General features: G+C 58.7%; 18 protein-coding genes and 1 pseudogene. 9 read left to right on the plus strand and 10 right to left on the minus strand.

The features are described 5' to 3' along the window. Positions 1–12: 12 nt before the first annotated feature. Together RYB66_RS06205 and RYB66_RS06210 are read left to right on the plus strand one after the other, a co-directional pair. Positions 13–3,333 (plus strand): type III effector HrpK domain-containing protein, encoded by a 3,321-nt coding sequence (locus RYB66_RS06205; protein WP_057404001.1) that lies wholly within the window; start codon positions 13–15, stop codon positions 3,331–3,333. A 163-nt stretch (positions 3,334–3,496) separates the two neighbouring features. Then, the gene (locus tag RYB66_RS06210; RefSeq protein ID WP_016982085.1) at positions 3,497–4,255 is read left to right on the plus strand and encodes a membrane protein; all 759 of its coding nucleotides are present in this window, start codon (positions 3,497–3,499) and stop codon (positions 4,253–4,255) included. A gap of 5 nt (positions 4,256–4,260) precedes the next feature. Here RYB66_RS06210 and RYB66_RS06215 read toward each other — a convergent pair whose 3' ends face one another. The 3 genes and pseudogenes from RYB66_RS06215 to mqo form a co-directional block, all read right to left on the minus strand. Further along, positions 4,261–4,638: a response regulator gene (locus RYB66_RS06215; protein WP_002553587.1), complete on the minus strand. Its 378-nt coding sequence runs from the start codon at positions 4,636–4,638 to the stop codon at positions 4,261–4,263. Continuing rightward, positions 4,635–7,631, minus strand: a pseudogene (locus tag RYB66_RS06220) (ATP-binding protein). Before RYB66_RS06220 ends, RYB66_RS06215 begins: the two are co-directional and overlap by 4 nt. Positions 7,632–7,990: 359 nt before the next feature. Next, positions 7,991–9,634, minus strand: coding sequence for a malate dehydrogenase (quinone) (mqo, locus tag RYB66_RS06225; protein ID WP_002553589.1), 1,644 nt, complete (start codon positions 9,632–9,634; stop codon positions 7,991–7,993). Positions 9,635–10,528: 894 nt separating this feature from the next. Between mqo and RYB66_RS06230 the strand changes: the two genes are divergently transcribed. From RYB66_RS06230 to RYB66_RS06245, 4 genes are read left to right on the plus strand one after another with little or no spacing between them, the layout of a single operon-like run. Continuing rightward, positions 10,529–11,200 carry a (2Fe-2S)-binding protein gene (locus RYB66_RS06230; RefSeq protein WP_005733376.1) on the plus strand — a complete coding sequence of 224 codons (672 nt, stop codon included), beginning with the start codon at positions 10,529–10,531 and terminating at the stop codon, positions 11,198–11,200. Then, positions 11,200–12,183: an FAD binding domain-containing protein gene (locus RYB66_RS06235; RefSeq protein ID WP_005777643.1), complete on the plus strand. Its 984-nt coding sequence runs from the start codon at positions 11,200–11,202 to the stop codon at positions 12,181–12,183. Before RYB66_RS06230 ends, RYB66_RS06235 begins: the two co-directional genes overlap by 1 nt. A gap of 9 nt (positions 12,184–12,192) precedes the next feature. Beyond that, positions 12,193–14,409 (plus strand): xanthine dehydrogenase family protein molybdopterin-binding subunit, encoded by a 2,217-nt coding sequence (locus tag RYB66_RS06240; RefSeq protein WP_316894069.1) that lies wholly within the window; start codon positions 12,193–12,195, stop codon positions 14,407–14,409. Positions 14,410–14,411: 2 nt separating this feature from the next. Beyond that, the gene (locus RYB66_RS06245) at positions 14,412–15,380 is read left to right on the plus strand and encodes an XdhC family protein (protein ID WP_005743532.1); all 969 of its coding nucleotides are present in this window, start codon (positions 14,412–14,414) and stop codon (positions 15,378–15,380) included. Here the strand turns inward: RYB66_RS06245 and RYB66_RS06250 are convergent. Further along, entirely contained in the window at positions 15,361–15,984 is a 624-nt protein-coding gene (locus RYB66_RS06250; protein WP_117139930.1) for an NTP transferase domain-containing protein, read from the minus strand. The two genes, RYB66_RS06245 and RYB66_RS06250, sit on opposite strands and share 20 nt — an antisense overlap. Positions 15,985–16,112: 128 nt before the next feature. Here RYB66_RS06250 and RYB66_RS06255 point away from each other — a divergent pair, with 128 nt between their 5' ends. Beyond that, positions 16,113–16,697, plus strand: coding sequence for a flavin reductase family protein (locus tag RYB66_RS06255; RefSeq protein ID WP_005777639.1), 585 nt, complete (start codon positions 16,113–16,115; stop codon positions 16,695–16,697). 221 nt (positions 16,698–16,918) lie between these two features. Here the strand turns inward: RYB66_RS06255 and RYB66_RS06260 are convergent, their stop codons facing one another. Next, positions 16,919–18,310: an aldehyde dehydrogenase family protein gene (locus RYB66_RS06260; RefSeq protein WP_117139929.1), complete on the minus strand. Its 1,392-nt coding sequence runs from the start codon at positions 18,308–18,310 to the stop codon at positions 16,919–16,921. 102 nt (positions 18,311–18,412) lie between these two features. On the opposite strand from RYB66_RS06260, the gene ptrR reads away from it, so the two are divergent. After that, on the plus strand, positions 18,413–19,291 hold the full coding sequence (ptrR, locus tag RYB66_RS06265) for a putrescine utilization regulator PtrR (protein WP_117139928.1): 879 nt from the start codon (positions 18,413–18,415) through the stop codon (positions 19,289–19,291). 13 nt (positions 19,292–19,304) lie between these two features. Here the strand turns inward: ptrR and RYB66_RS06270 are convergent, their stop codons facing one another. Then, complete coding sequence (locus RYB66_RS06270; protein ID WP_316894070.1) at positions 19,305–20,399, minus strand: tartrate dehydrogenase; 1,095 nt, start codon at positions 20,397–20,399, stop codon at positions 19,305–19,307. A gap of 113 nt (positions 20,400–20,512) precedes the next feature. On the opposite strand from RYB66_RS06270, the gene RYB66_RS06275 reads away from it, so the two are divergent. Further along, positions 20,513–21,424 carry a LysR substrate-binding domain-containing protein gene (locus RYB66_RS06275; RefSeq protein ID WP_005777635.1) on the plus strand — a complete coding sequence of 304 codons (912 nt, stop codon included), beginning with the start codon at positions 20,513–20,515 and terminating at the stop codon, positions 21,422–21,424. A 16-nt stretch (positions 21,425–21,440) separates the two neighbouring features. On the opposite strand, the gene RYB66_RS06280 is transcribed toward RYB66_RS06275, so the two are convergent. The 4 genes from RYB66_RS06280 to RYB66_RS06295 are packed head-to-tail and all read right to left on the minus strand — an operon-like array spanning position 21,441 to position 25,380. Further along, positions 21,441–22,595 (minus strand): ABC transporter ATP-binding protein, encoded by a 1,155-nt coding sequence (locus RYB66_RS06280; protein WP_005743538.1) that lies wholly within the window; start codon positions 22,593–22,595, stop codon positions 21,441–21,443. After that, positions 22,592–23,407 (minus strand): ABC transporter permease, encoded by an 816-nt coding sequence (locus RYB66_RS06285; RefSeq protein ID WP_316894072.1) that lies wholly within the window; start codon positions 23,405–23,407, stop codon positions 22,592–22,594. The genes RYB66_RS06280 and RYB66_RS06285 overlap by 4 nt, the downstream gene beginning before the upstream one ends. 6 nt (positions 23,408–23,413) lie before the next feature. After that, positions 23,414–24,370 (minus strand): ABC transporter permease, encoded by a 957-nt coding sequence (locus RYB66_RS06290; protein ID WP_005743539.1) that lies wholly within the window; start codon positions 24,368–24,370, stop codon positions 23,414–23,416. Next, the gene (locus RYB66_RS06295) at positions 24,355–25,380 is read right to left on the minus strand and encodes an ABC transporter substrate-binding protein (protein WP_005743540.1); all 1,026 of its coding nucleotides are present in this window, start codon (positions 25,378–25,380) and stop codon (positions 24,355–24,357) included. The genes RYB66_RS06290 and RYB66_RS06295 overlap by 16 nt, the downstream gene beginning before the upstream one ends. Positions 25,381–25,492 lie beyond the last annotated feature (112 nt).

Genomic DNA, 25,492 nt, shown 5'->3' on the forward strand with positions numbered 1-25,492 from the left:
AGGATAAAGACAATGACCTCCGTCAGCAAAATCACCACTGAAAAGCCAAAAGACCCGTTAGACGCCAAGGCCTGGGAGCAGGCCGTGCAGCAGTCCAGGGATGCCGGTATCCAGTGGGAGTTACCTTCAGATGACAAGCGCTCTGCACAGGAAATCATTGACGACAACCCGTTGCTCAAAAGTCTGGGCGGACGAGGCGACCGTGGCGAAGCCAAACAGAACCTGATCGCTCAGGTAGGGGATTACACCAAGGATTCGAGCGCCGCATTCCGAGCTGTGCAACTGCTTGAACACATTGAGACCTTTGACGCCAATGGTAACCGTCTGGCCAGTAACGACATCGGCAATAATCGCATCGACGGGTATACCAGCAGCAGCGACGCGAAGCATGGCAGCGAAGCGGGTCGTTTGAAGGATTTCGGCAAGTTCGGTTTTTCCAGTCTGAAAGGCAAACTGCATGAGGTGCGATCCCCGGCTGACGACCCTGCCATCCGTGAGCAGGCCGAGAAACTGGGCATTCAGTGGGAGCGACCGAAAGGTGACGAGCGCGACGCGAAGGCCATAATCGACAGTGACCCGTTGTTGAAAAATCTGGGTAACCAGAGTGACGTCAAGGACATGCTCAAGGAGCAGGTCGGCGATTTCGAGCGCGATGCCGACGCAGCCTATCGCGCGACCCAGGTGCTGGCTCACATCGAACAGTTCGATGGCAACGGCGTGCGGATTGTCGGTAGCGATGTAGCGAACGGTAGCATTAACGGTTTCACCAAGAGTGGCGAGGCGAAGAACGGTACTGAAGCCGGTCGCCTGCAGGACTTTGGCAAGGACGGGTTTGCAAGCCTCAAGGGCGAGATGACCAACGTGTCGTCAGTGGGTGACAACAAGGAAGCACGTGAACAGGCCGAGAAACTCGGTTTTTTGTGGGAGTTGCCCAAGGATGACAAGCGTTCGGCCGAAGAGATCATCGACGCTAATCCGTTGTTGAAGAATCTGGGAAATCAGAGCGGCGTCAAGGACATGCTCAAGGAGCGGGTCGGCGATTTCGAAAAAGATGCCAATGCCGCGTTTCGTGCGGCTCAGGTGCTTGACCGGGTGACCCTGTACAACGAGAAGGGCGAGGTTCAGTCGGGTGGCCAGGTGTTCAACAGCAGCATTGATGGCTTCACCAAGGGCGCCGAGGCAAAGCATGGCACCGAGGCCGGACGGTTGCAGGATTTTGGCAAACTGGGCTTCGCCGCGCTGCCCGAGCTGAAAAAGACCGAAGACATCGGTAGTTACAAGGATTTTCTCAAGGCCAACCCTGACGCCGATGAGGCTTCAAGGCAGATCGCCAGATATGCGGCGATCATCGACGAAAATTACGACGCGATCAAAGGCAAGACCGGCTCTTCGGATTTCAACGCTGAAGCACTGACAGCCTACAAAGAGAAAAACCCTCAGTTGAGTGATGAGGTCAAGGAAGCGTTGGACTTCTGGTCGCAACCCGGTGCCTTTGCGTTGCTCGACAATGCGAAGAGCCCCCTGGAGCAGGGCACAGATGGCAAGGCCAGCCGCGGTGACATTCAGGCCTTCATCAAGACGGCTTCGCCGAAGGACGTCGGGGCGGTAGGTACATTGCTGGAAGCCGTTGCCGAAGGCAATCTGCTGGACAAGGTCAACACCGACCCGCTCAACAAGGATGTGTTCGATAACCCGCAAAATTACAGCGCAGAGCAGAAGGCTGCCGTACTTCAGGAACTCAAGGCTGCACAGAGTCTGATCGTGCAGGGCAGCGGTGCCGGGATGTGGAAGGACGACAAATCCAAGGTCCAGATCGCCAACAATGTACGCAGTCATCCCGATGCGCAGAAGCTCCTCGATGATGTCAACAAACATGTAGCGATGCTTGAAAAGGATGCCGCAGTAGTCAAGTTCTATAACGAGAATGCCACCAGCGAGGCAAGCAAGGTGCTGGAGGGCAGCGACGGGCTCAAGCGCGCGCTGCAAAGTACTTACGACAACGATATCAAGACCGGTGCTGCGCTGGACAAGCTGTGGGACGCCAATACCAAGGATGGCAAGACCGACCAGCAGACAGCGCTTGCTCAGTTCTACAGCTCGGCGCAAAGCGTTCAGGGCGCGCTGGGTTTCAGCAAACCGGGCGAAATTCAGGAAGCAGTGCAGAAATCCTCGCATAACAAGGATTTCGAGGCTTTCTATGAAAAATCGCTGGTGTCCGGTGAGCGCCTCAAAGAGCTGTTGAAAACTGAAAGCTTTGAAGTGGCGACCAGCCAGTTCAGCATGGAAGTGGCGATGTACAACGCCGCGCTGAACCCAGAGTTCACGGGTAAATACGACGACAAGCTGACAGAGAACTACACCGCGATTGCTCAGGAGAACGTCTTTAACGATGCCAGCTTCGAGGACCTGAAAAAAGCGTTCGGCAAGGAAGGCAGTGAAGCGCTGGATGAGGAGAAGGTCAAGGCACTGATCGATGAGATCAGCAAGAGCAACCCCGAACTGCTGATGAATGCCGATGGCAAACCCGCTACGTCTGACCAGATTCTTGGCGTTTTCAGAGGCAATTGGGATTTGCTGCGTCAGGGCACCAAGTCCATTTCCGAGCTGGGCCTGTTCAGCGATAACTCGTCGATAAAGGCCGCTTCCGGTGCCGGAGTCCTGCATGGCGTCAGCGGCCTCTTCATGGCCGGTATCACCATTGCTAAAGGCGCAAATGGCGCGGGGGCCCTGACTGATCGGCAAATCGTCGACATCACTACCGGTTCGGTACAAAGCGCAACGTTGCTGGTCGAGGGCGGCATCAAGAACGTCACGACCATGTTCAAGGACATCAAGGACGTACTGGAGCCGGACGTTTACAAAGACATCACGACTAACCTGTCGAAATTGGAAAACGCCGCGAAGGGGCTCGGTGGACTTGCCGGTGTGGCTGCGGGTGCTTACGGCATCTTTGATGGAGTGAAGTCGATCAGAAGAGGCGAGCTGGTTGCCGGTGGCATGAGCATCACTGCCGGATCTCTTGGCGCTATGGCAGGTCTGGCATCTGCAGCTGAAGGCGCTGCGGGCGTTCTGCAACTGACGGGCAGCGTGGTCCGTGCTTTGCCGCTGCTCGCTGGCAGCCTTGGTATTGCCGCAGCCGGCGTGGGCGCTCTGGCGTTGCTGATTCCCGGTCTGATCGAGGAAGGCAAGCAGGAAACGCGCGTTGACCGCTTCTCCGATCACCTCAGGGACTACCTGACCCAGTACGAGATCGACGGCGTCGAGAACGGCGACATCTATGATGTGCCGGACAGCGAGTGGCCGGGCCCAGAGGAAACCACGATCGCTTCGTGATGTGAGCAGGCTGGGGTAACCCGGCCTGTTTTTTTATGCGAATCCCTGCCTGCTTCAATCAGTTTTTCATTTCGGCCTCACACATTTCAAACATCTGGAGCCTGATCATGGCGACATTCGCGCTCTGCGAAACACGCCTTTATTGATCATCCAGGTAGACACAATGAACAAGCTGCCCCAGATAACCCTGGCCTTCTGGATCATGAAGATCTGCGCGACCACACTTGGTGAAACAGCGGGCGACTTATTGTCGATGACGCTTGATGTCGGGTATGCGATCAGCTCTCTGATACTGATAAGCCTGTTTGTAGCCACGCTCGTGACACAGCTCGCCGCAAAACGTTATCACCCGATGCTTTACTGGTTGGTCATTCTTTCCACCAGTACCGCAGGCACCACGATGTCGGACTTCATGGACCGGACACTCGGGCTTGGCTACGCAACGGGTTCTGCAATTCTGATTACCCTGCTGATGGTCATTTTTTGCGCGTGGTATGTCAGCGAGAAATCGTTGTCGGTAGACAGAGTCTCAACGCTGAAAGGTGAGCTTTTTTACTGGTTCGCGATTCTCATCTCCAACACGCTGGGCACAGCGCTCGGCGATTATCTGGCCGACGACTCGGGGCTCGGTTTTGCCGGGGGGGCAGTGCTGATCGGTGCTGCGATAGCGTTGGTCGTCGTCCTGCATTTCACTACCAGACTGTCCTCGATCATGCTTTTCTGGATAGCCTTTGTGTTGACGAGGCCATTCGGGGCAACGCTGGGTGATGTGCTGACCAAGCCCTACGAGAAGGGCGGGCTGGATTTCGGCACGATAGGGTCGTCCGCAGTGCTGCTCGCGGTGTTGCTGGTGCTGGTGGTGGTGGCGACTTACCGTGAGCGTAAACCTTCGCCAGCCGATAACAGGCTGATTGAGAGCTGACCCGGTCAGGCCTGAAGCAGTTCGCTCAAGGCCTCATTCAACTGCTCTGCACTGAACGGTTTGGCGACGCAGCGCCGGTCAACCCATACCTCGGGGATGCCCAGTCGCCCATACCCGGAGCAAAACATGAAGGGTATGCCGCGATGGGCAATGGCCGCTGCTATCGGGAACGAGTTACCGCCGATGATATTGATATCCAGAATGGCCAGGTCATAGTCGCCGTTGCGAGCATATTCAATGCCTTCGCCAAGCGAACTGGCGTGGTAGGCGGTAGCGAACCCCAGGTCCTCAAGCATCATCTCCATCAGCATTGCGAGCATTGTCTCGTCCTCGACCAGCAGCACTTTGGGGAGCGAGGTATGGTCGTCTGATTCTGAACTCATAAGCTGCCTTCCGGTTTGTCTGGCCAAGGGATCAGCATCGACCAGATAATGCCTGTGCTGGCGAACTGAATGTCAGCCTTGCCTTTGAGTTCTCTTTCGATACTGCGGCGTATCAAGCGAAAGCCAAAGCCTTTTACCGTGCTTGCGGCAATCGGCGGGCCGCCTGTTTCACTCCATTCGATCTTCAGCGTGGGAGGATTGTGCCCGGCGTCCAGGGTGGAGATCACCGTCACCTGGCCTGCTGCTGATGAAAGTGCACCATGCTGCACCGCGTTAGCCATCAGTTCGTGCAGAACCATTGAGAGCGTCAATGACACGCGCGGCTCCAGAGTTACCGGATTGCCTGTGAAGCTGATCTTGTGCGCCCCCGCGTTTACCGCTTGAAGCTGCTCGATCAGGTCGACCAGTTCAGTGGATATCCACTCTGCCCGGGCCAGGGCATCATGCGCCTGGCTCAGTGCAAACAGACGTGCATCGAAGCTTTTGCGAAAGGACTCCAGTGAGGCAGAGCTGTTGACCGTGAGAGAGGCGATGGCCTGAACGGTTGCCAGGGTGTTTTTGACCCGATGGTTCAGTTCGTTCTGCAGCCCCGCGCGGGTCAGGCGATCTTCCAGTTGCTGGCGCTCCAGTTTGCTGGAGATCGATTGCGCCAGTCGATGAGTCGTGCCGCTCTGTTTTAAAAACGTCGCCTCGCCAATGACATCCTGCCCCTGATGCATAGGCAGCGTGAAGGAAAATACACTTCCCGAATCGAGTGAGCTTTCGGTCCACAAGCGTCCACCGTGGGCGGTGATAATACCCTGGCATATATAAAGACCCAGGCCGTTGCCTCGCGGGTTGCCTTCCTTGACAGACCAGTAACGCTGGAAAATATAGGGCAAGTGTTCCGCCGGGATACCTATCCCGTCATCACTGACCTTGAACAGGACTTCATTTTCACTGGCGACCGCATTGATGTTGATTCGGCCACCTTTGGGGGTGAACTTAATGGCGTTACCCACTAGGTTGGAAAGCACCTGAAAGATTCGCTCCGGATCCGCATTGATGACCAGACCCTGCGCGGCTGTGCAATTGAGTTCGATATTCTTTTCAGTGGTCAGCATGACCAGAAGGCTGCATGCCTCTTCAAGCAGACTGGTGACACCCAGCGGCAAGCGTGAGAGCTGATAACGGCCTGCTTCAATCTGTGCGGTATCGAGCAAGTCTTCAAGAAGACTGTTCATGCGGGTTGTCGCTTTCTCGATGGTGCCCAGTGCGCGCCGGATGTTGCGGTTTTCAGAGTGTGTATCGCCGATTGCCCATCGCTGCATCATGCCGCACTGCATGATGATGATCGACATCGGGTTGCGCAGGTCATGGGACACCACCGCGACCAGCTCATCGCGCAAACGCACCGCCTCCTGCTCGCGCTGAACCTGGCGCTCCAGGTCGTTCTCCAGCGCTGAGCGGCGTATGTCTTCAGCACCATAAAGATCGCCCCGCGACCAGGGGCTGGCGATGCCTGTGACCTGCTGTTCCCACGCGTCGAAAGACTGTCTCGGGCGCAAGCGGTGGCGTGCGGAGCCTTCCGGGCTGGTACTCACATGGTGGGCCGGGTTTCCGCTCCAGTTCATTGTCGAGGTGAGCTGAGCACGAAACCACATGACCGCGTTATCAATCGGCTTGGGCAATGTAAAGGCAATGACGCCGCTCGCGACATCTCTGTAGGCCGCGCTTTCGGGATACTACTTGTGCATGGAGTGGGTATGAAAAACACCCAGACCCTGCAAGCCTGTCGTTCGCTGCGTCGACCGCTGGCGTGCCAGCCCTGTGTCCCGAATCCAGAGGTACAGCGCTTGCACCTGCTCGGTCGTAGGGCATACGCCGAACAGGTGAACCCGGTCGTCAATCAGAACCGCGACGCCGTCCGCCAGTGTCAAGGACTGAAGCAGTTCGGGTCGGCTCACCAGGCCGTCGAGGATTTCATGGTCGGCGCGACTCATTGCGTCTGCCAGTTGCCCGAGCAGGACAACTTTCTCTTCCCGTTCGCGCTGAATATCAGTTGCAACAATTGCGGAAATTTTTACCGACAACAGTTGCCCGATCATTGCACAGGCATCGCGCAGCTCTCTGGACACCAGCAGCGGTTCAGGATGCCCACAGGCGATAAGACCCCAAAGTTCGCCGCCGTCCAGCAGCGAGATGCTCATTGATGAGCGCACGCCCATGTTCTTGAGGTATTCGCAGTGAACAGGGGACACGCTACGCAGCGTCGAGAAGCCCAGATCGAGTGGCTGGCCTGTTGCAGGTCGCAGTGTCGGTATCAGGGGGACGGGAACGTAGGTTGCGTCCGGAATCACCCGAATCCAGTTCAAACGATACAGCTCTCGCGCCTGGGCAGGAATATCCGAGCCTGGGAAGTTCAAACCACTGTAACTGGGTAATAGCCCGGTCAACGCCTGGGCAACGACTTTGCCATGCCCCTCGGGCTCGAACCGGTAAATCATCACCCGGTCGTAGCCGGTAAGTGCCTGAATCTCGTGAACACTGATATCGAACAGCGTTTCCAGCGTGGTCGCTGCCTGCAGGTTGCGCAACACACGGGTAATGATTCTGGACTGTTCGTGGCCGGCTTCGACGAAGGGTTCCAGTTCAATAATCAGCACGTCATCGGTACGGTGCAGCGAAGCACTGTAGTGAGCGCTTCTCAGCGTCAGTCGTATCGGATCAATGTGTGGAGCAGCAGGGTGGTGGTACGCATTTTCGATAATCGTCGCCTGCTCGGGCGATAACAGCAATGACAGGGGCCTGCCCAGCAACGCGTCGCTGTCCAGCCCAAGCTCATTTGCGCAATTGGCGCTGACTTGTTCGATACAAAGCGGGTTGCCTGCAACGCTCAGCAACACGCCATGAGGCTGGATTGCGCCGGGCACCCGAATCGGTTCACGGGCACACTCGGCAAGCGCGGCTTCAAGCGCTGCATCTGGGCCTGTAGCCAGCATGGGCTCGATCATTTGCGTGAACTCCATAGGGTATTTCAACCGGAAACAGCCTGCCGCTGCCTTGGTACGACATGCAGTCGTTAAGCACAAAGAGCGATTCGGATAGTTTTTGTCAGCCGCGACAAAACTTTGAGCGACTAACAGCCCGGATGGACAGCGCAAGAAAATGCGAGGTTGCCGCGAAGGTGCGGCGTGGAGACCTGGATAATACAGCTCTGCTGATGCAAGCCAGAGAGTGAAGGAGGTGTGCCACCATAACAGGTGCCAAGAGGACGCGTGGCTTTAACTGTTTTTTCGGCCAGAAGGCGCCAATTACAAAAAAGCCCCGCCAGACATTGTCTGGCGGGGCTTTGCTTCAAGCTGTGAAAGCCTTAGAGCGCCATGTCACTGGCTGGATTGCTTTTCGCTGGCTGTGCAGCAGGTGCAGGTGTTGGAGCATTACCTGTCTTGTTCACCGGCGGCGGCGGAGTCAGTTGCAGGACTTCGGCTGTGTAAGCCCATTCCTCGGCAACGCGATCCGGGTTGTTGTTCAGCTTGGTGCCGTAGCTAGGCACGATCTGGCGCAGTTTTGCCTGCCATTCCGGAGTCGCTACCTTGTCCTTGAAGACTTTCTCAAGCACGCCCAGCATGATCGGCGCTGCAGTCGAAGCACCTGGCGATGCGCCCAGCAGACCGGCGATGGAGCCGTCCTTGGAAGCAACGATTTCGGTACCCAGCTTCAGAACGCCGCCTTTTTCTTCGTCACGCTTGATGATCTGTACGCGCTGACCGGCTTGCATCAGGCGCCAGTCTTCTTTCTTGGCGTTCGGGAAGTACTGCTGCAGAGCAGCGAAGCGATCGTCGTCAGACATCATTACCTGACCTGCCAGGTATTCGATCAGCGGGTACTGTTCGATACCAACGCGAGTCATCGGCCACACGTTATGCGTGGTGGTGCTGGTCAGCAGGTCGAAGTAGGAGCCGTTTTTCAGGAACTTGGTCGAGAAGGTCGCGAACGGGCCAAACAGGATCACGCGCTTGCCATCCAGAACACGGGTGTCAAGGTGCGGAACCGACATGGGTGGCGCGCCAGTCGACGCGATACCGTAGGCTTTGCCCATATGCTGCATGGCCAGAGTCTGGTTGTCGGTGACAAGCCACGAACCGCCGACCGGGAAGCCGCCGTATTCCTTGGCTTCAGGAATACCGGATTCCTGCAGAAGGTGCAGGGCAGCACCGCCAGCGCCGATGAACAGGAACTTGGTGTCGGTCTCGGTGACAGTACCGTCTTTCAGGTTCTTGTACTTGACGCGCCAGGTGCCGTCGTCGTTGTGATTGATGTCTTCGACTTCGCTCGACAACTGCAGATTGAAATTCTGCTTGGCTTTCAGATTGGCGACGAACTGGCGGGTGATCTCGCCGAAGTTGACGTCGGTGCCAATCGGGCTCCAGGTCACGGCCAGCTTCTGCGCCGGGTCACGACCTTCCATCATCAATGGAACCCACTTCTTGATCTGCTCGTGGTCTTCGGAGTACTGCATGCCGCTGAACAGCGGGCTGGCCTGCAATGCTGCGTAACGCTTGCGCAGGAACTGGATGTTGTTGTCGCCCCACACGAAGCTCATGTGCGGCGTGGAGTTGATGAACGAACGCGGGTTCTTCAGAACGCCGGTCTTGACCTGCCACGACCAGAACTGACGGGAAATCTGGAACGCTTCGTTGATCTCGATGGCCTTGGAGATATCAACGTTGCCGTTCTTGTCTTCCGGGGTGTAGTTCAGCTCGGCCAGGGCCGAGTGGCCGGTACCGGCGTTGTTCCAGCCGTTGGAGCTTTCTTCGGCCACGCCATCGAGGCGCTCGACCATTTCCATCGACCAGCTCGGCTCCAGCTCGTTGAGCCAGACCGCAAGCGTTGCACTCATGATGCCGCCGCCGACGAGCAATACGTCGACTTTCTTGGTTTCAGCCGCCTGCACGGGCATCAGGCCCATGGAAATGGCCAGACCCAGCAGGGCCGTGTTCACTTTTTTAAACATTCTGTCATCCATCTGATAAACGCCATCCGCCGACTACTCCTGAAGAAACGGCCTGTCACATGCATCGAAGCCTGCGACAAACGCTCGCACCCACAGGGACTAGAGGTGGACATACAAGGCCAATATAATACCGCTCGAGACCTCAATTTATGTCCTGCTGCGCTGACTTCTTATCATCATTGGATTCAGCGTCATGAGTGACATTTGCTCTGTTGGTGTGCGGCGACGCCCGGGAATATCACCCCTCGGCATCCTCCAGAAAACACACCTGGTCAGCCTGTTCACGGAGTCTGAGACGCCGCATCGGGGCATGGAGGCACGCCTGATGTGCAATTTAATGCACGCGTGCTGCGACATTCCCACGGTGGCATACCGGCAAAGACGCGGCATTTTCGCATAATGTGCACCTCGGTTGCGAGATGCCATCATCAAATCGGGCGCGAATGCCTTGATTTAGACGCTTCACAGCCTGCCCCCCATCTATATCGTCGTTTATGCGCGGGTCTTTAGCCGCTTGCCAGAATGTGGCAATCCGCCGGACCCCGTCGCCCGCGCACATTTTTAACTGCCGCACGGCATTCATGAGCCAGTTTCACAAGGGTGTTTGGATTTGCCTGGCTAATCAGCATCCCGACCACCTGCTAGTGTCAATACACGACTGTGGTGTGTGGTGGCTGCAATCTCCGGATACAGACGCCCGTCAAACAGTTGGAACTTTACCAGCGCTGGCCAGTTAAACACTTAACCGGTGATAGCGTTTTGGCTCTGATCACCCATGAAAGCCCGATGAAAGATCAAGGCAGCACGCCGTTGAGCAGGAGTACGCCCAGGCGGCTGACCACACAATAACGCCCGGCGCTTTACAGCAGCGTCGGCTATTACCGAGTGACCCTGATGAGTGAACCCAAAAAGCACAAGGATTCTGCTGTGGACAGCAGTGCCGTGCAGCCTTCGCGCCGAAACTTTTTGAAGTTCGGTGCTTCCGGCATTGCTGCGGCCACGCTGTCTACCTGGATACCCTCCGACGGCATGCTGCAGGCAGCCCCGGCGGCTCCTGTAATCGAAGACAGTGACGCGCCTGCAGCGGGCGAGCAGCGCATCCAGTTGAAGGTCAATGGCCAGGTTCATACCCTGAACGTGCCGGCCAACGCCGTTCTGCTCGACGTGCTGCGTGACCGCCTGCAACTGACGGGCACCAAAAAAGGCTGCGACCATGGCCAGTGCGGTGCTTGCACGCTGCTGGTCAATGGCGTGGCGATCAATTCCTGCCTTTCCATTGCCGTCCAGCATCAGGGCGACAGCATCACCACCATCGAAGGCCTGGCCGAGAACGGCAAGCTGCACCCGGTACAGGAAGCCTTCTGGGAGCACGATGCCTATCAATGCGGTTATTGCACGTCTGGACAGATAATGAGCGCGGTCGCGATTCTCCAGGACCCGAACATCCCTTCCGATGACGCCAGCGTCAGAGAAGCCATGAGCGGCAATATCTGCCGCTGCGGCGCCTACAAGAACATTCTCTCGGCCGTGCAGTCTGCGCGTTCGAAAATGGGAGGAGCTGCCTGATGCGAACGTTCGATTACGCTCGGGCTGCATCGCCCGCGCAGGCATTCAGCACTGCGTCGGGTGAGGGGCAGCGCTTCTATCTGGCAGGCGGCACCACGTTGCTTGATCTGGTCAAGCTGGATGTGATGCAACCGCAGCAACTGGTGGACATCAATCATCTGGCGTTGAAACAGGTCGAGTCGCTGCCCGATGGGCGTCTGCGCATCGGCGCGCTGGTGAGCAACACTGATCTGGCCAGGCATCCACTGGTGCAGCAGCGATATCCGGTGTTGTCTGAAGCGATTCTGGCAGGTGCTTCGACCCAGTTGCGCAATAAGGCCACCACCGCTGGCAATGTCATGCAGCGGGTGCGCTGCCCGTATTTCCGCGATGGTATTTCAGCCTGCAACAAGCGCCAGCCGGGCTCCGGTTGTGCAGCTATCGGCGGCATGAACCGCAGTGTGCATGCGGTGCTGGGCACCAGCGATCACTGCATTGCAACGCATCCTTCGGACATGTGCGTCGGCATGGCGGCCATCGGCGGGCAGGTAACCGTTCAGGGGGCCAATGGCTCGCGAGATATTCCTTTTGCCGACTTTCATCTGCTGCCCGGTGATACGCCGCAGCGTGAAACTGCGCTGGCGGCTCACGAGCTGATCACCCACGTGACGCTGGATGCACCGCTGGCAGGTGGTCGTTCTTCTTATCTCAAGCTGCGCGACCGTACCTCTTACCAGTTTGCCCTGGCGTCCAGTGCAGTGATTCTGGTGATGGACGGCAAGCGAATCACCGATGCGCGTATCGCGCTGGGTGGCGTGGGTACCAAGCCGTGGCGGGCCGTGGAGGCTGAACGTGCACTGATCGGTCAGCGTGCTGACATGGACACCTTTGCGCGGGTCGCAGCGCTGGCGATGAAGGGCTCCCGGGCCTATGAACATAACGCCTTCAAGATCCCGCTGGGTCAGCAGGTCATTGTCCGCAATCTTCGTGACCTCACGGCTTAGGAATCTCTCATGAGCGAAAACATCATTGGTGTGCCGCAGCGTCGTATCGACGGCGGCAAGAAAGTCAGTGGTCAGGCGCGCTATGCCGCAGACCATCCGATGGGCAAGATGCTGTATGCCTATGGCGTCTACAGCACCATCGCCAACGGGCGCGTGGTTGCCGTAAAGGATCAGCAGGCCAAGGCGATGCCTGGCGTTGTCGATATCTTCCATCATGGCAATTTTCCTGCTTTGCACCGTACTCCGAACACCAAGCTGAGCTTCGCCAAGATGCTTTCGGCCAGCAAGGCGGACGAGCATCGCCTGCCGTTCGAGGATGACCGGGTCTATTACCCTGGCCAGTTTGTCGCTCTGGTGGTGGCCGAAAGCTTCGAGCAGGCGAGGGCGGCTGCCCACCGCGTGACGGTCGAGTATGACGAGCGCCCGGCGGTCAAGGACCTTGACGAAGGCATGCGGGTCAATGGTGCCCGTGATGGCGGTGCCGGGCACAACCGGGGTAAGCCGGACAGCGCGTTTGACAGTGCAAAAGTCAAAGTCGATCAGACTTACACCACGCCGGTTGAAGTGCATAACCCGATGGAGATGCACGCCAGCACGGCGTGGTGGCAGGACGGTAAGCTGTTTGTTTACGAAAGCACTCAGGGCGTGGTCAACCACCGCAACCTGCTGGCCAACGTTTTCGACCTTTCGCCCGACCGCGTTGAAGTGCGCGCACCGTTCATAGGCTCGGGCTTTGGCGGCAAGCTGTGGCCATGGCCGCACTCCGTGGCAGCCTGCGCCGCGGCCAGGGTTACCGGTCGCCCGGTGCAACTGGTGTTGCCACGCGCGCAGATGTTTACCACCGTGGGCCATCGTCCGGAGACCCGCCAGCGCTTGCGTCTGGCCACCGATGCCAGCGGCAAGCTGGTGTCGATCCGTCACGAGTCGTTCAACAACACGTCGATGCTGGATGATTACACCGAAAACTGCGGTGGCGTGACCAAAAGCCTGTATGCCTGCGACAACGTGCTGGTCAGCCACAAGATCAGCTCTATCAACCGGGGTACGCCGACTTCCATGCGCGCGCCGGGTGCGGCACCAGGACTGTTTGCGTTGGAGTCGGCCATTGATGAGATGGCGTTGGCCAGTGGCATGGACCCGCTGGCATTTCGCAAGCTGAACCTGGCCGACAAGGATCAGAGCGTCGGCTTGCCGTGGTCCAGCAATCACCTGCCGGAAGCTATCGACAAAGCCGCCGAGCGATTCGGCTGGCACGCGCGCAAGGCCGACATTGGCTCAATGCGCGAAGGCGATGAAATCATTGGTTACGGCATGGGCGCCTGCAACTGGGAAGCCTATCAGGTGCCCACCGATGCGCGAGTCATTCTGCGTTCTGACGGTACGGCGCTGGCCCAGTGTGGCTTGCAGGACATCGGCACCGGCACATACACCATCGTGGCGCAGACTGTCAGCCAGTTGACCGGCACTCCCGTTGAGCGTGTTGAAGTAGAGCTGGGCAGTTCGTCCTTCCCGGCCGGTCCCGTTTCCGGTGGTTCATGGGTGACCGCCAGCGTAATGCCGGCGATTGCCGGGGCCACGCGTGAAGCGTTGCAGAAGCTGCGCCAGTACGCTGTCAGCAAGGATGCGGTGTTCGCCGGGCAGGACGCCGAGTCGATCAAGGTCGAAAACGGGCAACTGGTGATCGGCGAACAGCGCGCCAGCTTTGTCGACGTGCTGAAGGGGCAGCGCCTGTCGCGCGCTGAGGGTAATTTTCAAAGTGGCATGCCGGAGGCGGGCAAGTATTCCTTCCGCTCGTTCGGTGTGCATTTCGTCGAAGTGCGCTGGGATCCGGGCATTTCCAGCCTGCGCGTGTCTCGGGTGGTCAGTGCCATTGACGTGGGCAAGGTGGTCAACCCGCTGGCAGCGCGCAATCAGGTGGAAGGCGCAATCGTGATGGGTATCGGCATGGCGTTGTTCGAAGCCGGTGAATATGACCCGCGCAGTGGCATGCCGGTCAATAACAACTATGCCGAGTACGTAGTGCCGGTGCATGCGGATCAGCCGGATATCGACGTCTTGCTGCTCGATTATCCGGACTACAACCTGGGTGAGTTCGGTGCGCGGGGTATCGGCGAAATCGGTGTGACCGGGCTTGCAGCTGCCGTGGCCAATGCGGTGTATCACGCGACCGGCAAACGGGTGCGCAGCCTGCCGATCAGCAAGGAAAAACTGATGGCGGGGTTGTAGCAATGAAACAGCTCGATTTGCAGGTGGTGCAACAGGCTCGTGACTGGCTGGCTGGCGGCAAAGCCGTCTGGCTATGCACGGTTCTCTCTACGTTCGGCTCGGCCCCACGCGGGCCCGGGGCAATGCTGGTGGCGCTGAGCAGCGGTGAGCATCGCGGTTCCCTGTCTGGCGGCTGTGTGGAGGAGGACTTTCTCGAACGGGTCGCTGCAGGGCAGTTTCAGCCGGTCAATCAGGTCGTTCGCTACGGCGACGGCGGCTTCGCACCGACGCGGGCCTTGCCGTGCGGTGGTGTGCTGGACGTATTGATCGAGTTCATTGCACCGAGTCCGCAATCGGATGCACATCTGGGGGCTATCGAGCAGGCGCTTGCCGGACGCGAGCTGGTCAGCAGGCACGTGCAATTGGGCGGTGGGCAGAGAGAAATCGGACCTGCAACGATGGGCGAGGCGCGGGTGCAGGTGGACGGCGAACGCATCAGCATTCGTATGGGGGCGGTGTATCGCGTGCTGCTTGCCGGGCTATCGCCGGTGGCGGAGTTCTGCGCCAGTTTCGCCGTCGCGATGGGCTATGAAGTCATCGTCTGTGACCCGCGTGTCGAGGTCACCTCAGGGTTTTCGATGCCGGGTGTCGAGGTGCGCGGTGTATTGCCTGCGGTGTTCATTGCCGAAGGTGGCTGTCACAGTTCGACGGCGGTACTGGCGTTGACCCATGATCCGAAACTGGACGATCTGAGCATGCTTGAAGCCGTACGCACTGAGGCGTTCTACATAGGCGCGATGGGTTCGATGCGCACCAGCAGCAAACGTCTGGAGCGTCTGGGCCGGATTGGCGGGCTGGATGCCAGGGTGCTGGAGAGAATCCATGCCCCCATCGGCCTGAACCTGGGCAGCAAGACGCCTTCCGAAATCGCCATTGCGGTGATGGCTGACATCCTGCGCGTGGCCAACGGTGTCAGTCGTGCCGAGGTTTAAGGTATTGCGCACAGGCTTGCGCCAGCGCTGACGGAGTGTCGGCGTCGCGCAGAATGCCTGGGTCATCGCAATTCAGTACGTCACACACCTCCGGGTTGTTCATGATCAGGGCTTTAGCGCCCTGATCGCCTTCCAGCGTCAGCAGTGTCGGCCAGAACTGCCGACCAATGATCACCGGATGGCCGCGCTGGCCGCCATGCATTGGCACGGCAATGCGTTGAGGATTGGCCATTGCGGCCAGGTCACGCAGGGTCTGCGGCTTTATCCAGGGCATATCTGCAAGCAGAATGGCTACGGCCTCGGCAGCGGATTCCATTAAGGCGGCAATGCCGCTGGCGAGACTGTGGCCCATCCCCAGGTCGGCATGTTCGCTGCGGATGATTGTTACGTGTGCGGGAATACCCAGTGCTTCAGCGTCATCGTCCGTACGCAGTACCAGCCCCACATTGCAGAATTCGTTTCTAGCGTTTTCAAGACTTGCGGTCAGCAAGGTACGTCCACAGGGCAATGCTGCCTGTCGTTTATCGCCACCAAAACGCCTGCTTCGGCCTGCCGCCAGTACCAGGGCGAACACTTTGGGGTTCTGGCTGTCTATGCTGCTCAATCCGATGCCTTATGAGTCGTGAGAGGGTTCGCGTGCAACCACACCATGCAGTACGGCTGGTGTACGCAGAATGCCTTATTTCGCTGCTCTGCCGGTAGCGGTACGAATCATGTTTTCGAGGGTTTCAAGTGGACAATCACATTCGTCCTGTCGAGCTGGAAAAAGCCTACCGTCTGCTCAATCACGGCCCGACTGTGCTGGTGTCCTCCAGTCATGAAGGCACTCACAACGTCATGTCTGCAGCATGGGCCTGCGCGCTGGATTTCTCGCCGCCCAAGGTGACCCTGGTGATCGACAAGATGACCAAAACCCGCGGGCTGGTGGAGAAGAGCGGTTATTTTGCGTTGCAGGTGCCCAATCTGGATCAATTGCAGATGACCTTCGACGTCGGCACCCAGAGCAAGGTCTTCACCCCGGACAAGCTTGATAAAGCCAATGTCGACCTGTTTCTGATTGAAGATCATGTCACGCCGCTGGTTGTCGGTTGCTCTGCCTGGCTGATCTGCAAGGTCATCCCGGAGCCGCACAATCAACAGACCTACGACCTGTTCATTGGCGAAGTCATCGGCGCCTGGGCTGACACCCGTGTGTTCAACGACGGGCACTGGGAATTCGAAAAGGCCGACCCGAAATGGCGCAGCCTTCATTACGTGGCGGGCGGGCATTTCTATACGATTGGTGAGCCTGCGGTGGTGGAAACGGGCGAGGAGTAATCGCCCTGGACGCTTGGAAGACTGGACGCAGAGCGTCCGGAACGGCATGTCGACGCAGAGCGTCGCACGATAGTTGAAGTTCACGCACCCAGAGGTTCTTGTGGGAGCGAGCTTGCTCGCGAAGAGACCCGCATGACCGCCAAAGATTTATGCTGATGTGAGTCCGCCTTCGCGAGCAAGCTCGCTCCCACTGGGACATGTGTACTGGTGTTTCCCAACCCTCAGTGCCGATCGCGCCATACGGTCTGTGCATTGCAGAACTCGCGTACACCGAAGTGCGAGAGTTCACGGCCAAAGCCGCTTTTTTTCACGCCGCCAAACGTCACGCGCGGGTCTGAAGCGCTGTAGCCGTTGATGAACACACCACCGGTTTCCAGTTCTTCGGTCATGCGCTCTGCCAGTTGCAGATCACGTGTGTAGACCGTCGCGGTCAGGCCGAATTCGCTGTCATTGGCCAGCTCCAGAGCGTGCTGCGCGTCGCGGGCGGTAATGATTGATGCTACCGGGCCGAACAGCTCCTGCCTGAAGGAAGTCATCTGGTCGGTCACGTCGCCCAGTACGGTCGGCTCGTAGTAGTTGCCTTGGCCATCAGCCTTCTTGCCGCCCAGCAACAGTTTCGCGCCTTCGGCAAGGGTGTCCTGAACCTGAGCATCCAGTTCATCGCGCAGATCGAAGCGTGCCATCGGACCAATGTAGGTCTCGCCGGACAACGGATCGCCGATCACCAACTGGCGAGTCTGCTCAACGAACCTGCGCGTGAACTCCTCGACCACACCTTGTTCGATGATCAAACGCTTGGCCGCGGCACAGACCTGCCCAGTGTTCTGGAAACGACCGATGACAGCCGCTTTCACAGCCTGATCCAGGTCTGCGTCATTGAGCACGATGAACGGGTCGGAACCGCCCAGCTCCAGCACGCACTTCTTGAGCGCCGCACCGGCCTGAGCACCAATGGCCTGGCCAGCGCGAACACTGCCGGTCAGCGTGACGGCCGCAATGCGTGGGTCGGCAATGGCCTTCGAGACGCCCTCGGCGGTCACGTTGATGACTTCAAACACGCCCTCCGGAAAACCGGCACGCTTGAAAGCTTCCAGCATCAGGTAAGCGCAACCCATAACGTTGGGTGCATGCTTGAGCACGTAGGTATTGCCTGCCAGCAATGTCGGAATTGCGCCGCGCAATACTTGCCAGATCGGGAAATTCCACGGCATCACCGCAAGAACAGGGCCCAGCGGACGGTACTCGATGCGTGCCTTGTCATGCTCGACCTGAGTCGCCTCGGCCATCAGCATTGCCGGGCCTTGCGCTGCATACCAATCGCATAACTGCGCGCATTTCTCGACTTCGCCTCTGGCCTGCGTCACAGGCTTGCCCATTTCCCGGCTGATCATCTGGGCAATGTTTTCGGCGTCGTCGCGCAGGGCCTGGCCCATGGCGATGATCAGTTGCGCACGTTGCTGGACAGGCGTGCGCTTCCAGCCTGCAAAGCCGGCCGTCGCACGCGACAGGCTGCGATCCAGCATGGCGTCGGATTCGAAGGCGTAGTGGCCGATCTGTTCGCCTGAGGCGGGGTTGATCGAGATTGCGTGGGTGTTGCTGGTGACAGTAGTCATTGCGCCATCCTGTTGAGGTGGGAAGTGGGACCAGAATATAGGCGTGCAATGCTTTCTAAAACTGAATAATAATGATCGCATCGTTCATGATTGGAGAATGAAATGGATCTGGTTCAGCTGGAGATGTTCAAGGCGGTGGCTGAACACGGCAGCATCAGTGCCGCCGCGCAGCACATCCACCGGGTGCCCTCGAACCTGACCACGCGCATCAAGCAGCTGGAGCAGGATCTGGGCGTCGACCTGTTCATTCGCGAGAAGCACCGCTTGCGCCTGTCTCCCGCAGGCTGGAATTTTCTCGACTACACGCGACGCATCCTGGATCTGGTGCAGGAAGCGCGGCTGGCGGTTTCTGGCGAAGAACCACAAGGGCCTTTTTCACTTGGCTCGCTGGAAAGCACGGCGGCCGTGAGGATTCCGGCGTTGCTGGCGGTCTACAACCAGCAAAACGCCAAGGTCGAACTGGACCTGTCCACCGGGCCGTCCGGCACCATGATCGACGGTGTGCTTGCCGGGCGCCTGGTTGCCGCGTTTGTCGACGGGCCGGTGCTGCATCCATCACTCGAGGGTGTGCCGGTATTCGAAGAGGAAATGGTCATCATCGCGCCACTCAACCACGCGCCGGTCAAGCGCGGGCGGGATGTGAGCGGTGAAAGCATCTACGCGTTTCGTGCCAACTGCTCGTACCGGCACCACTTCGAACGCTGGTTTACCGAGGACGCCGCAGTACCGGGCAAGATCCACGAAATGGAGTCTTACCACGGCATGCTGGCCTGCGTCAGCGCCGGTGCCGGGTTGGCGCTGATGCCACGCAGCATGCTGGAAAGCATGCCCGGTTGTGCCATAGTCAGTGTCTGGCCCTTGTCCGAAAAGTTTCGTTACCTGCACACCTGGCTGATCTGGCGTCGAGGCACCGTATCGCGCAGCCTGACCCGCTTCGTGGAGTTGCTGGAAGAACAGGCCAGACCGCCGCAAGCCGGATGAGGTAACGTCAGCACTACTGCGCGGCAGATACCCGTCCGGCAATCGCTGCACCCACTTCCTGGGTCGAACGCATGCCGCCCAGGTCCGGTGTGACGTCGCCACTGGCAATCACTTGCTCGATAGCAGTGATGATCTCGTCATGAGCCGCTGTGAAGCGTTCATCGCCCTGGCCGAGGAATTCCAGCATCAGCGCGCCTGACCAGATCATCGCAATCGGGTTGGCGATGTTCTTGCCGAAGATGTCGGGCGCCGAGCCGTGCACCGGTTCGAACAGCGAGGGGAAATTACGCTCCGGGTTGAGGTTGGCCGACGGCGCAATGCCGATGGTGCCGGCACACGCCGGGCCGAGGTCGCTGAGGATGTCGCCGAACAGGTTGGATGCCACCACCACGTCGAAGCGCTCGGGTTGCAGCACGAAGCGCGCGCACAGAATATCGATGTGTTGCTTGTCCCAGCTGATGTCCGGGTACTGACTGGCCATCGCCTCGGTACGCTTGTCCCAATAGGGCATGCTGATCGCCATGCCGTTGGATTTGGTCGCGGACGTCACATGCTTGCGCTCGCGTTTGCTGGCCATCTCGAAAGCGAACTTGAGAATACGGTCGACACCGCGACGGGTGAACACAGATTCCTGCAACACGAACTCGTTTTCGGTGTTTTCAAACATGATCCCGCCCAGCGACGAGTATTCACCTTCGGTGTTTTCCCGCACCACGATGAAATCAATGTCGCCCGGTTCGCGATTGGCCAGCGGGCAGGGCACGCCGGGAAACAGGCGCACCGGACGGATGTTGGCGTACTGATCGAACTCGCGGCGAAACTTGAGCAATGAGCCCCAGAGAGAGATGTGGTCTGGCACTTTTTCCGGCCAGCCCACGGCACCGAAAAAGATCGAGTCGAAGCCTTTGAGCTGTTCAAACCAGTCGTCCGGCATCATCTTGCCGTGCTTCAGGTAGTAATCGCAGCTGGCCCATTCGAAGTATTCGAACTCCAGCTCCAGACCGTGCTTCGCGGCGGCAGCCTGAACCACGCGTACGCCTTCGGGCAGTACTTCAAGGCCGATGCCGTCACCGGCGATGGCAGCAATACGCAGCTTCTTGTTGTTCATGTCGGGCACTCTTGTCGGGCGGCTTGTCAGGGATGAGTCACACAGGCCATCCATGCTATAAGCACACGATATAAAGATAATCAGTCGATTAATGGATTGAGAAAATACGAATCGTGAATTATCCAAACCTTGATGACCTGAACGTGTTCGTCCACGTTGCTCGACGCTCAAGCTTCGTAGGTGCTGCCAATGAGCTGGGCATGTCCGCTGCTTATGTCAGCAAGCGGGTCAAACTGCTGGAGCAGAATATGAGCGTGGTGTTGTTGCACCGCTCAACGCGGCAAGTGTCGATTACCGAAGACGGCGAGCGAGTCTATGAGTGGGCTAAAGGCATTCTGGAGTCGGTGCAGCAGATGGGCGACGAAGTTGCCGCGCTGCACGGCGAGCCCAGTGGCTTGCTGCGAGTGGTCAGCAGCCAGGGCTTCGGTCGCCGTTTCGTAGCGCCTGCCTTGTCGGAGCTGGCGGCGCTTTATCCGAAGCTGGATATACGTCTGGATATTCAGGACCGGCTGGTCGACCTGATCGAGGAGGGCGTCGACCTGGACATCCGCGTCGGCAACGAAATTGCCCCGCACCTGCGTGCAAGACACCTGGCCAGCAACTGGCGCGTGTTGTGCGCGAGCCCCGCTTACCTGAAAGATCATGGGGTGCCACTGAGTATCGGTGAGCTGGCCAACCACGATTGCCTGGTGATCAAGGAGCGCGACCGTCCGTTCGGCATATGGCATCTCAATGGGCCGCAAGGCGCTGAAACCGTCAAGGTAACCGGCAGCCTGTCCACCAACCACGGCGAAATCGCCCGCCAGTGGTGCCTGGACGGGCGCGGTGTGTTGCTGCGTTCGCTCTGGGATGTGCGCACTGACCTGGCCGAGGGTCGGCTGGTTCAGATGCTGCCGGAATACCGTCAGGATGCAGACATCTGGGCGGTGCATACCTCGCCGCTGATGAGTTCGGCCAAGGTCCGCGTCACGGTGGAGTTTCTGCGTGACTACCTCGCCTTGCATCCCTCACCGGCAAACCGCTGACCCGTGCAGACCGGCGTCAGTGCGCTCCCGCTGCCTTGTTCAGGTCGCTGTCCGTCCATTCAGTGTAGATACACGCGTCGGCAGCGGCCCAGCGTACCCGCACCGGTTCGCCAGCTCTGAGCAGCATGCCGGTCGCTGAAAGCGCTTTGACAGTCATGGCAGTACCGCCTGTGGTGACCACCGAGCAGGTCTGGCTCTCGCCGAGAAAAAGCACCTCATTGACCTTGGCACTCACTTCGTTCCAGCCTGCTTCCAGTGGTGTGCCAGCAGCCTGTTCAACGCTCAGCGCCTGGGCTTTCTCCGGGCGAACCATCAGCAGAACGTCCTGATCGGTCTTCAGGCCCGGGGTCAGGCGAATCGCCAGCGCAAGGCCTTCAAACGTAGCTACGGCGTTGCCCTGTGCTTTGAGCCTGAGGAAGTTCGAGTTGCCGAGAAACGACGCAACGAAGGCATTTGGCGGGTCCTGATACAGGTCATAACCCGAGCCCAGGCCGACGATTTTACCGTGGCTGAAAATCGCGATGCGCTGGGACAGGCGCATGGCTTCTTCCTGATCGTGGGTCACATAGACGATGGTGATGCCCAGCCGACGATGCAACTGACGCAGTTCGTCCTGCAGGTCTTCACGCAGCTTCTTGTCCAGTGCGCCCAGCGGCTCGTCCATCAGCAGGATGCGTGGCTCGTAGACCAGCGCCCTGGCAATGGCGACTCGTTGCTGCTGGCCACCGGACAGTTGCGAAGGGCGGCGGTGAGCAAACTCTTCCAGCTGGACGAGCTTGAGCATCGCATCGACTTTCTTTTCGCGTTCGGCCGCAGGCAACTTGCGGATCGCCAGCGGGAAAGCAATGTTGTCGCGTACCGACAGGTGCGGGAATAGCGAGTAGCGCTGAAACACCATGCCGATGTCGCGCTTGTGCGGCGGCACATTGACCAGCGATTTGCCACTGACCAGAATCTCGCCCGAACTGGGCGTCTCGAAACCGGCGAGCATTGACAGCGTGGTGCTTTTACCCGAGCCACTGGAACCGAGAAAGGTCAGGAATTCGCCGTCCTGAATATCCAGGGAAATGTTGTCGACGGCGGCGAAATCACCGTAGTGCTTGTTCAGGTTGCACAGGCTGACCAGCGTTTTCTGATCCTGATGGGCGGGGTCTTTGATCACGGCACTCATGAAGTACTCCTGGCTTCGTTGCGGCGACGCAGGGTCGCGGCGATGAACATGATCAGCACCGACAGGGCGATCAGCAGCGTTGAGGCAACAGCGATGACCGGCGTCAGGTCCTGACGCAGGGTGGTCCACATTTTTACGGGAAGGGTTTGCAGGGTCGGGCTGGCCATCATCACGCTCAGCACCACTTCGTCCCACGAGACCAGAAACGCGAACAGTGCGCCAGCCATCATGCCCGGACGGATGCCGGGAAAGGTAACTTTGTAGATCGCCTGCAGGCGTGACGCGCCACAGATTACCGCGGCATCTTCAATGGACTGATCGAACAGTTTCAGCGAGTTGATGATCGAGATGATGGTGAACGGCAAGGCGACGATCACATGGCTGACGACGAAGGAAAACAATGTGCCGGTGTAACCGAGTTTGAGAAACAGGGCGTACACGGCAACAGCGATAATCACCAGCGGCACAATCATCGGCAAGGTGAAGACGCCGTACAGAAAATCGCGCCCGGGGAAACGGCCGCGCACCAGCGCGAAAGCGGTGGGCAGGCCCAGCGCCACCGAGGCAATGGTGGTCAGAATCGCGACCTTGAGGCTGGACATGGCGGCGGCCATCCAGTCCGGGTTGGAGAAAAACTGCTGATACCACTTCAGTGTCCAGCCGGGTGGCGGAAATACCATCCACTGTGATGAACCGAATGACAGCAGGACGATGAACAGGATCGGCAGCAACAGAAACAGCGCGATCAGGCCAGTGGTCAGGTACAGACCCGTACGCAGGCCTGGGCTCATGGCATTGGGTGTCAGGAGCATGGCGGTTTACCTCGCGTTACTGGCACCGACCGGCGATTCCGGCTGGAGCTTCAGGTAGAAGTAGAACAGCACCAGCGTAATCAGCACCAGCAACGCAGCGGCGGCACTGGCCAGCCCCCAGTTGAGGAACGACTGCACCTGCTGGACGATGAATTCGGGCAGCATCATGTTCTGCGCGCCACCCAGCAGCGCCGGGGTAACGTAGTAACCGAGCGACATGACAAACACCATCAGCCCCCCGGAAAACAGTCCCGGACGGCACAGCGGCAGGAATACCCTAAAGAAGTTGGTCCATGGGCTGGCACCGCAGATCGAGCCGGCCTGCAACACCATCGGATCGATGGCTTGCATGGTCGCCTGCAACGGCAGGACAATGAACGGAATCATGATGTAGCTCATGCCGATCACCACACCGGTCAGGTTGTGCACCATCTCCAGTGGCTGATCGATGATGCCCATCGCCATCAGCGCCTTGTTGACCACCCCGGACGCCTGCAACAGCACCAGCCACGAGTAGGTGCGCGCCAGCAGGCTGGTCCACATCGACAACAGCACAATGTTCAGAATCCAGCGTCCCCAGCCACGCGGTACCAGGGTGATGACCCAGGCCAGCGGGAAGCCCAGCAGCAGGCTGAACAAGGTCACCAGACCAGCGACGGAAAAGGTATTGAGCAGCACCCGCGAGTAAGCCGAGTTGGCGAACAGTTGTTCGTAGTTGCCAAGGCCCGGCACCGGCTCAAGCACACCGCGCAGCAGCAGGCCGATCAACGGGGCGAAGAAAAACAGTCCGAGAAAGATCAGCGCCGGAAGCAGATTGCGGCTGCCACGCCAGCGCTGAGCGAGGGAAGGGGATCGCTGCATGCTCGTCGCCTTGTCGTGTGCCGCACCGGCGGTGCGCGGAGCACCACCGGCCGGGATGGGTTGACGAGGAGCGACCGCTGTCATTTTTACTTGACCAGCCATTCGTTCCACCGTGTCGCAATGTCTGCGCCATTCTTGGCCCAGTATGCGAAGTCGAGAGTGATTTGATCGGCAACATGGGCGGTCGGCAGGTTAGGTGCCAGTGTTGAGTCCAGGCGCGCAACGCTCTGAGTGTTTACCGGGGCATAGGCACTGAGGTTGGAGAAGTCTGCCTGGCCTTTGGCGCTGGTTGCATTGGCGATGAACTTCATCGCGGCATCCTTGTTTTTTGCGCCTTTTGGCACGACCAGAAAATCAGCCATGACCAGATTTTGTTTCCAGCTCACACCCACCGGTGCGCCGTCCTGTTGCAGGGCATAGACCCGGCCGTTCCACATCTGGCCCATCGACACTTCGCCAGAGGCCAGCAGTTGTTGAGACTGTGCGCCGCCGCCCCACCAGACGATGTCCTTCTTGATGGTGTCGAGTTTCTTGAAGGCGCGGTCGAGGTCCAGCGGGTAGAGCTTGTCAGGTGCTACACCGTCGGCCAGCAGAGCCAGTTCAAGCACGCCAGGGCTTGGCCACTTATACAGCGAGCGTTTGCCGGGGTAGGTTTTGGTGTCGAACATGGCGGCCCAGTCGACGGGTGGTTTGGCACCCACTTTGCTTTCGTTGTAGCCAAGCACGAAGGAGAAGAAGAACGAACCGGCACCGTGGTCGGTGACAAAGCGCTTGTCGATCTCGTCGCGTTTGATGGTGTTGAAGTCCAGAGGCTCCAGCAGGCCTTCGCTGGCGGCACGCAGGGCAAAGTCGGCTTCGACATCGACAACGTCCCACTGCACGTTACCGCTTTCGACCATGGCCTTGAGTTTGCCGTAGTCAGTGGGACCGTCCTGTACGACCGTGATCCCGCTGGCCTTGCTGAACGGAGCTGCCCAGGCTTCTTTCTGGAAGTCCTGGGTGGAACCGCCCCAGCTCACGAAGTTGACGCTCTCGGCGGCGCTCGCGGCGACACTCGAGAGAGCCAGCACGCCGGCCGCCAGAACTGCTGCTGCACGTTTGTTCAACACCATTTTCACGCCCTCATTTGTTGTGTTTTGAGCGGGCTTTTCTTGCCCGCGTAATCGGGAGCAGTAGGTCCAATGGGCCTTGAAACCTGGTACAGGTCAGGAAGCTGTTATTAGT

The organism is Pseudomonas syringae group sp. 243L2 (assembly GCF_032587875.1).
Classification (GTDB): domain Bacteria; phylum Pseudomonadota; class Gammaproteobacteria; order Pseudomonadales; family Pseudomonadaceae; genus Aquipseudomonas; species Aquipseudomonas amygdali.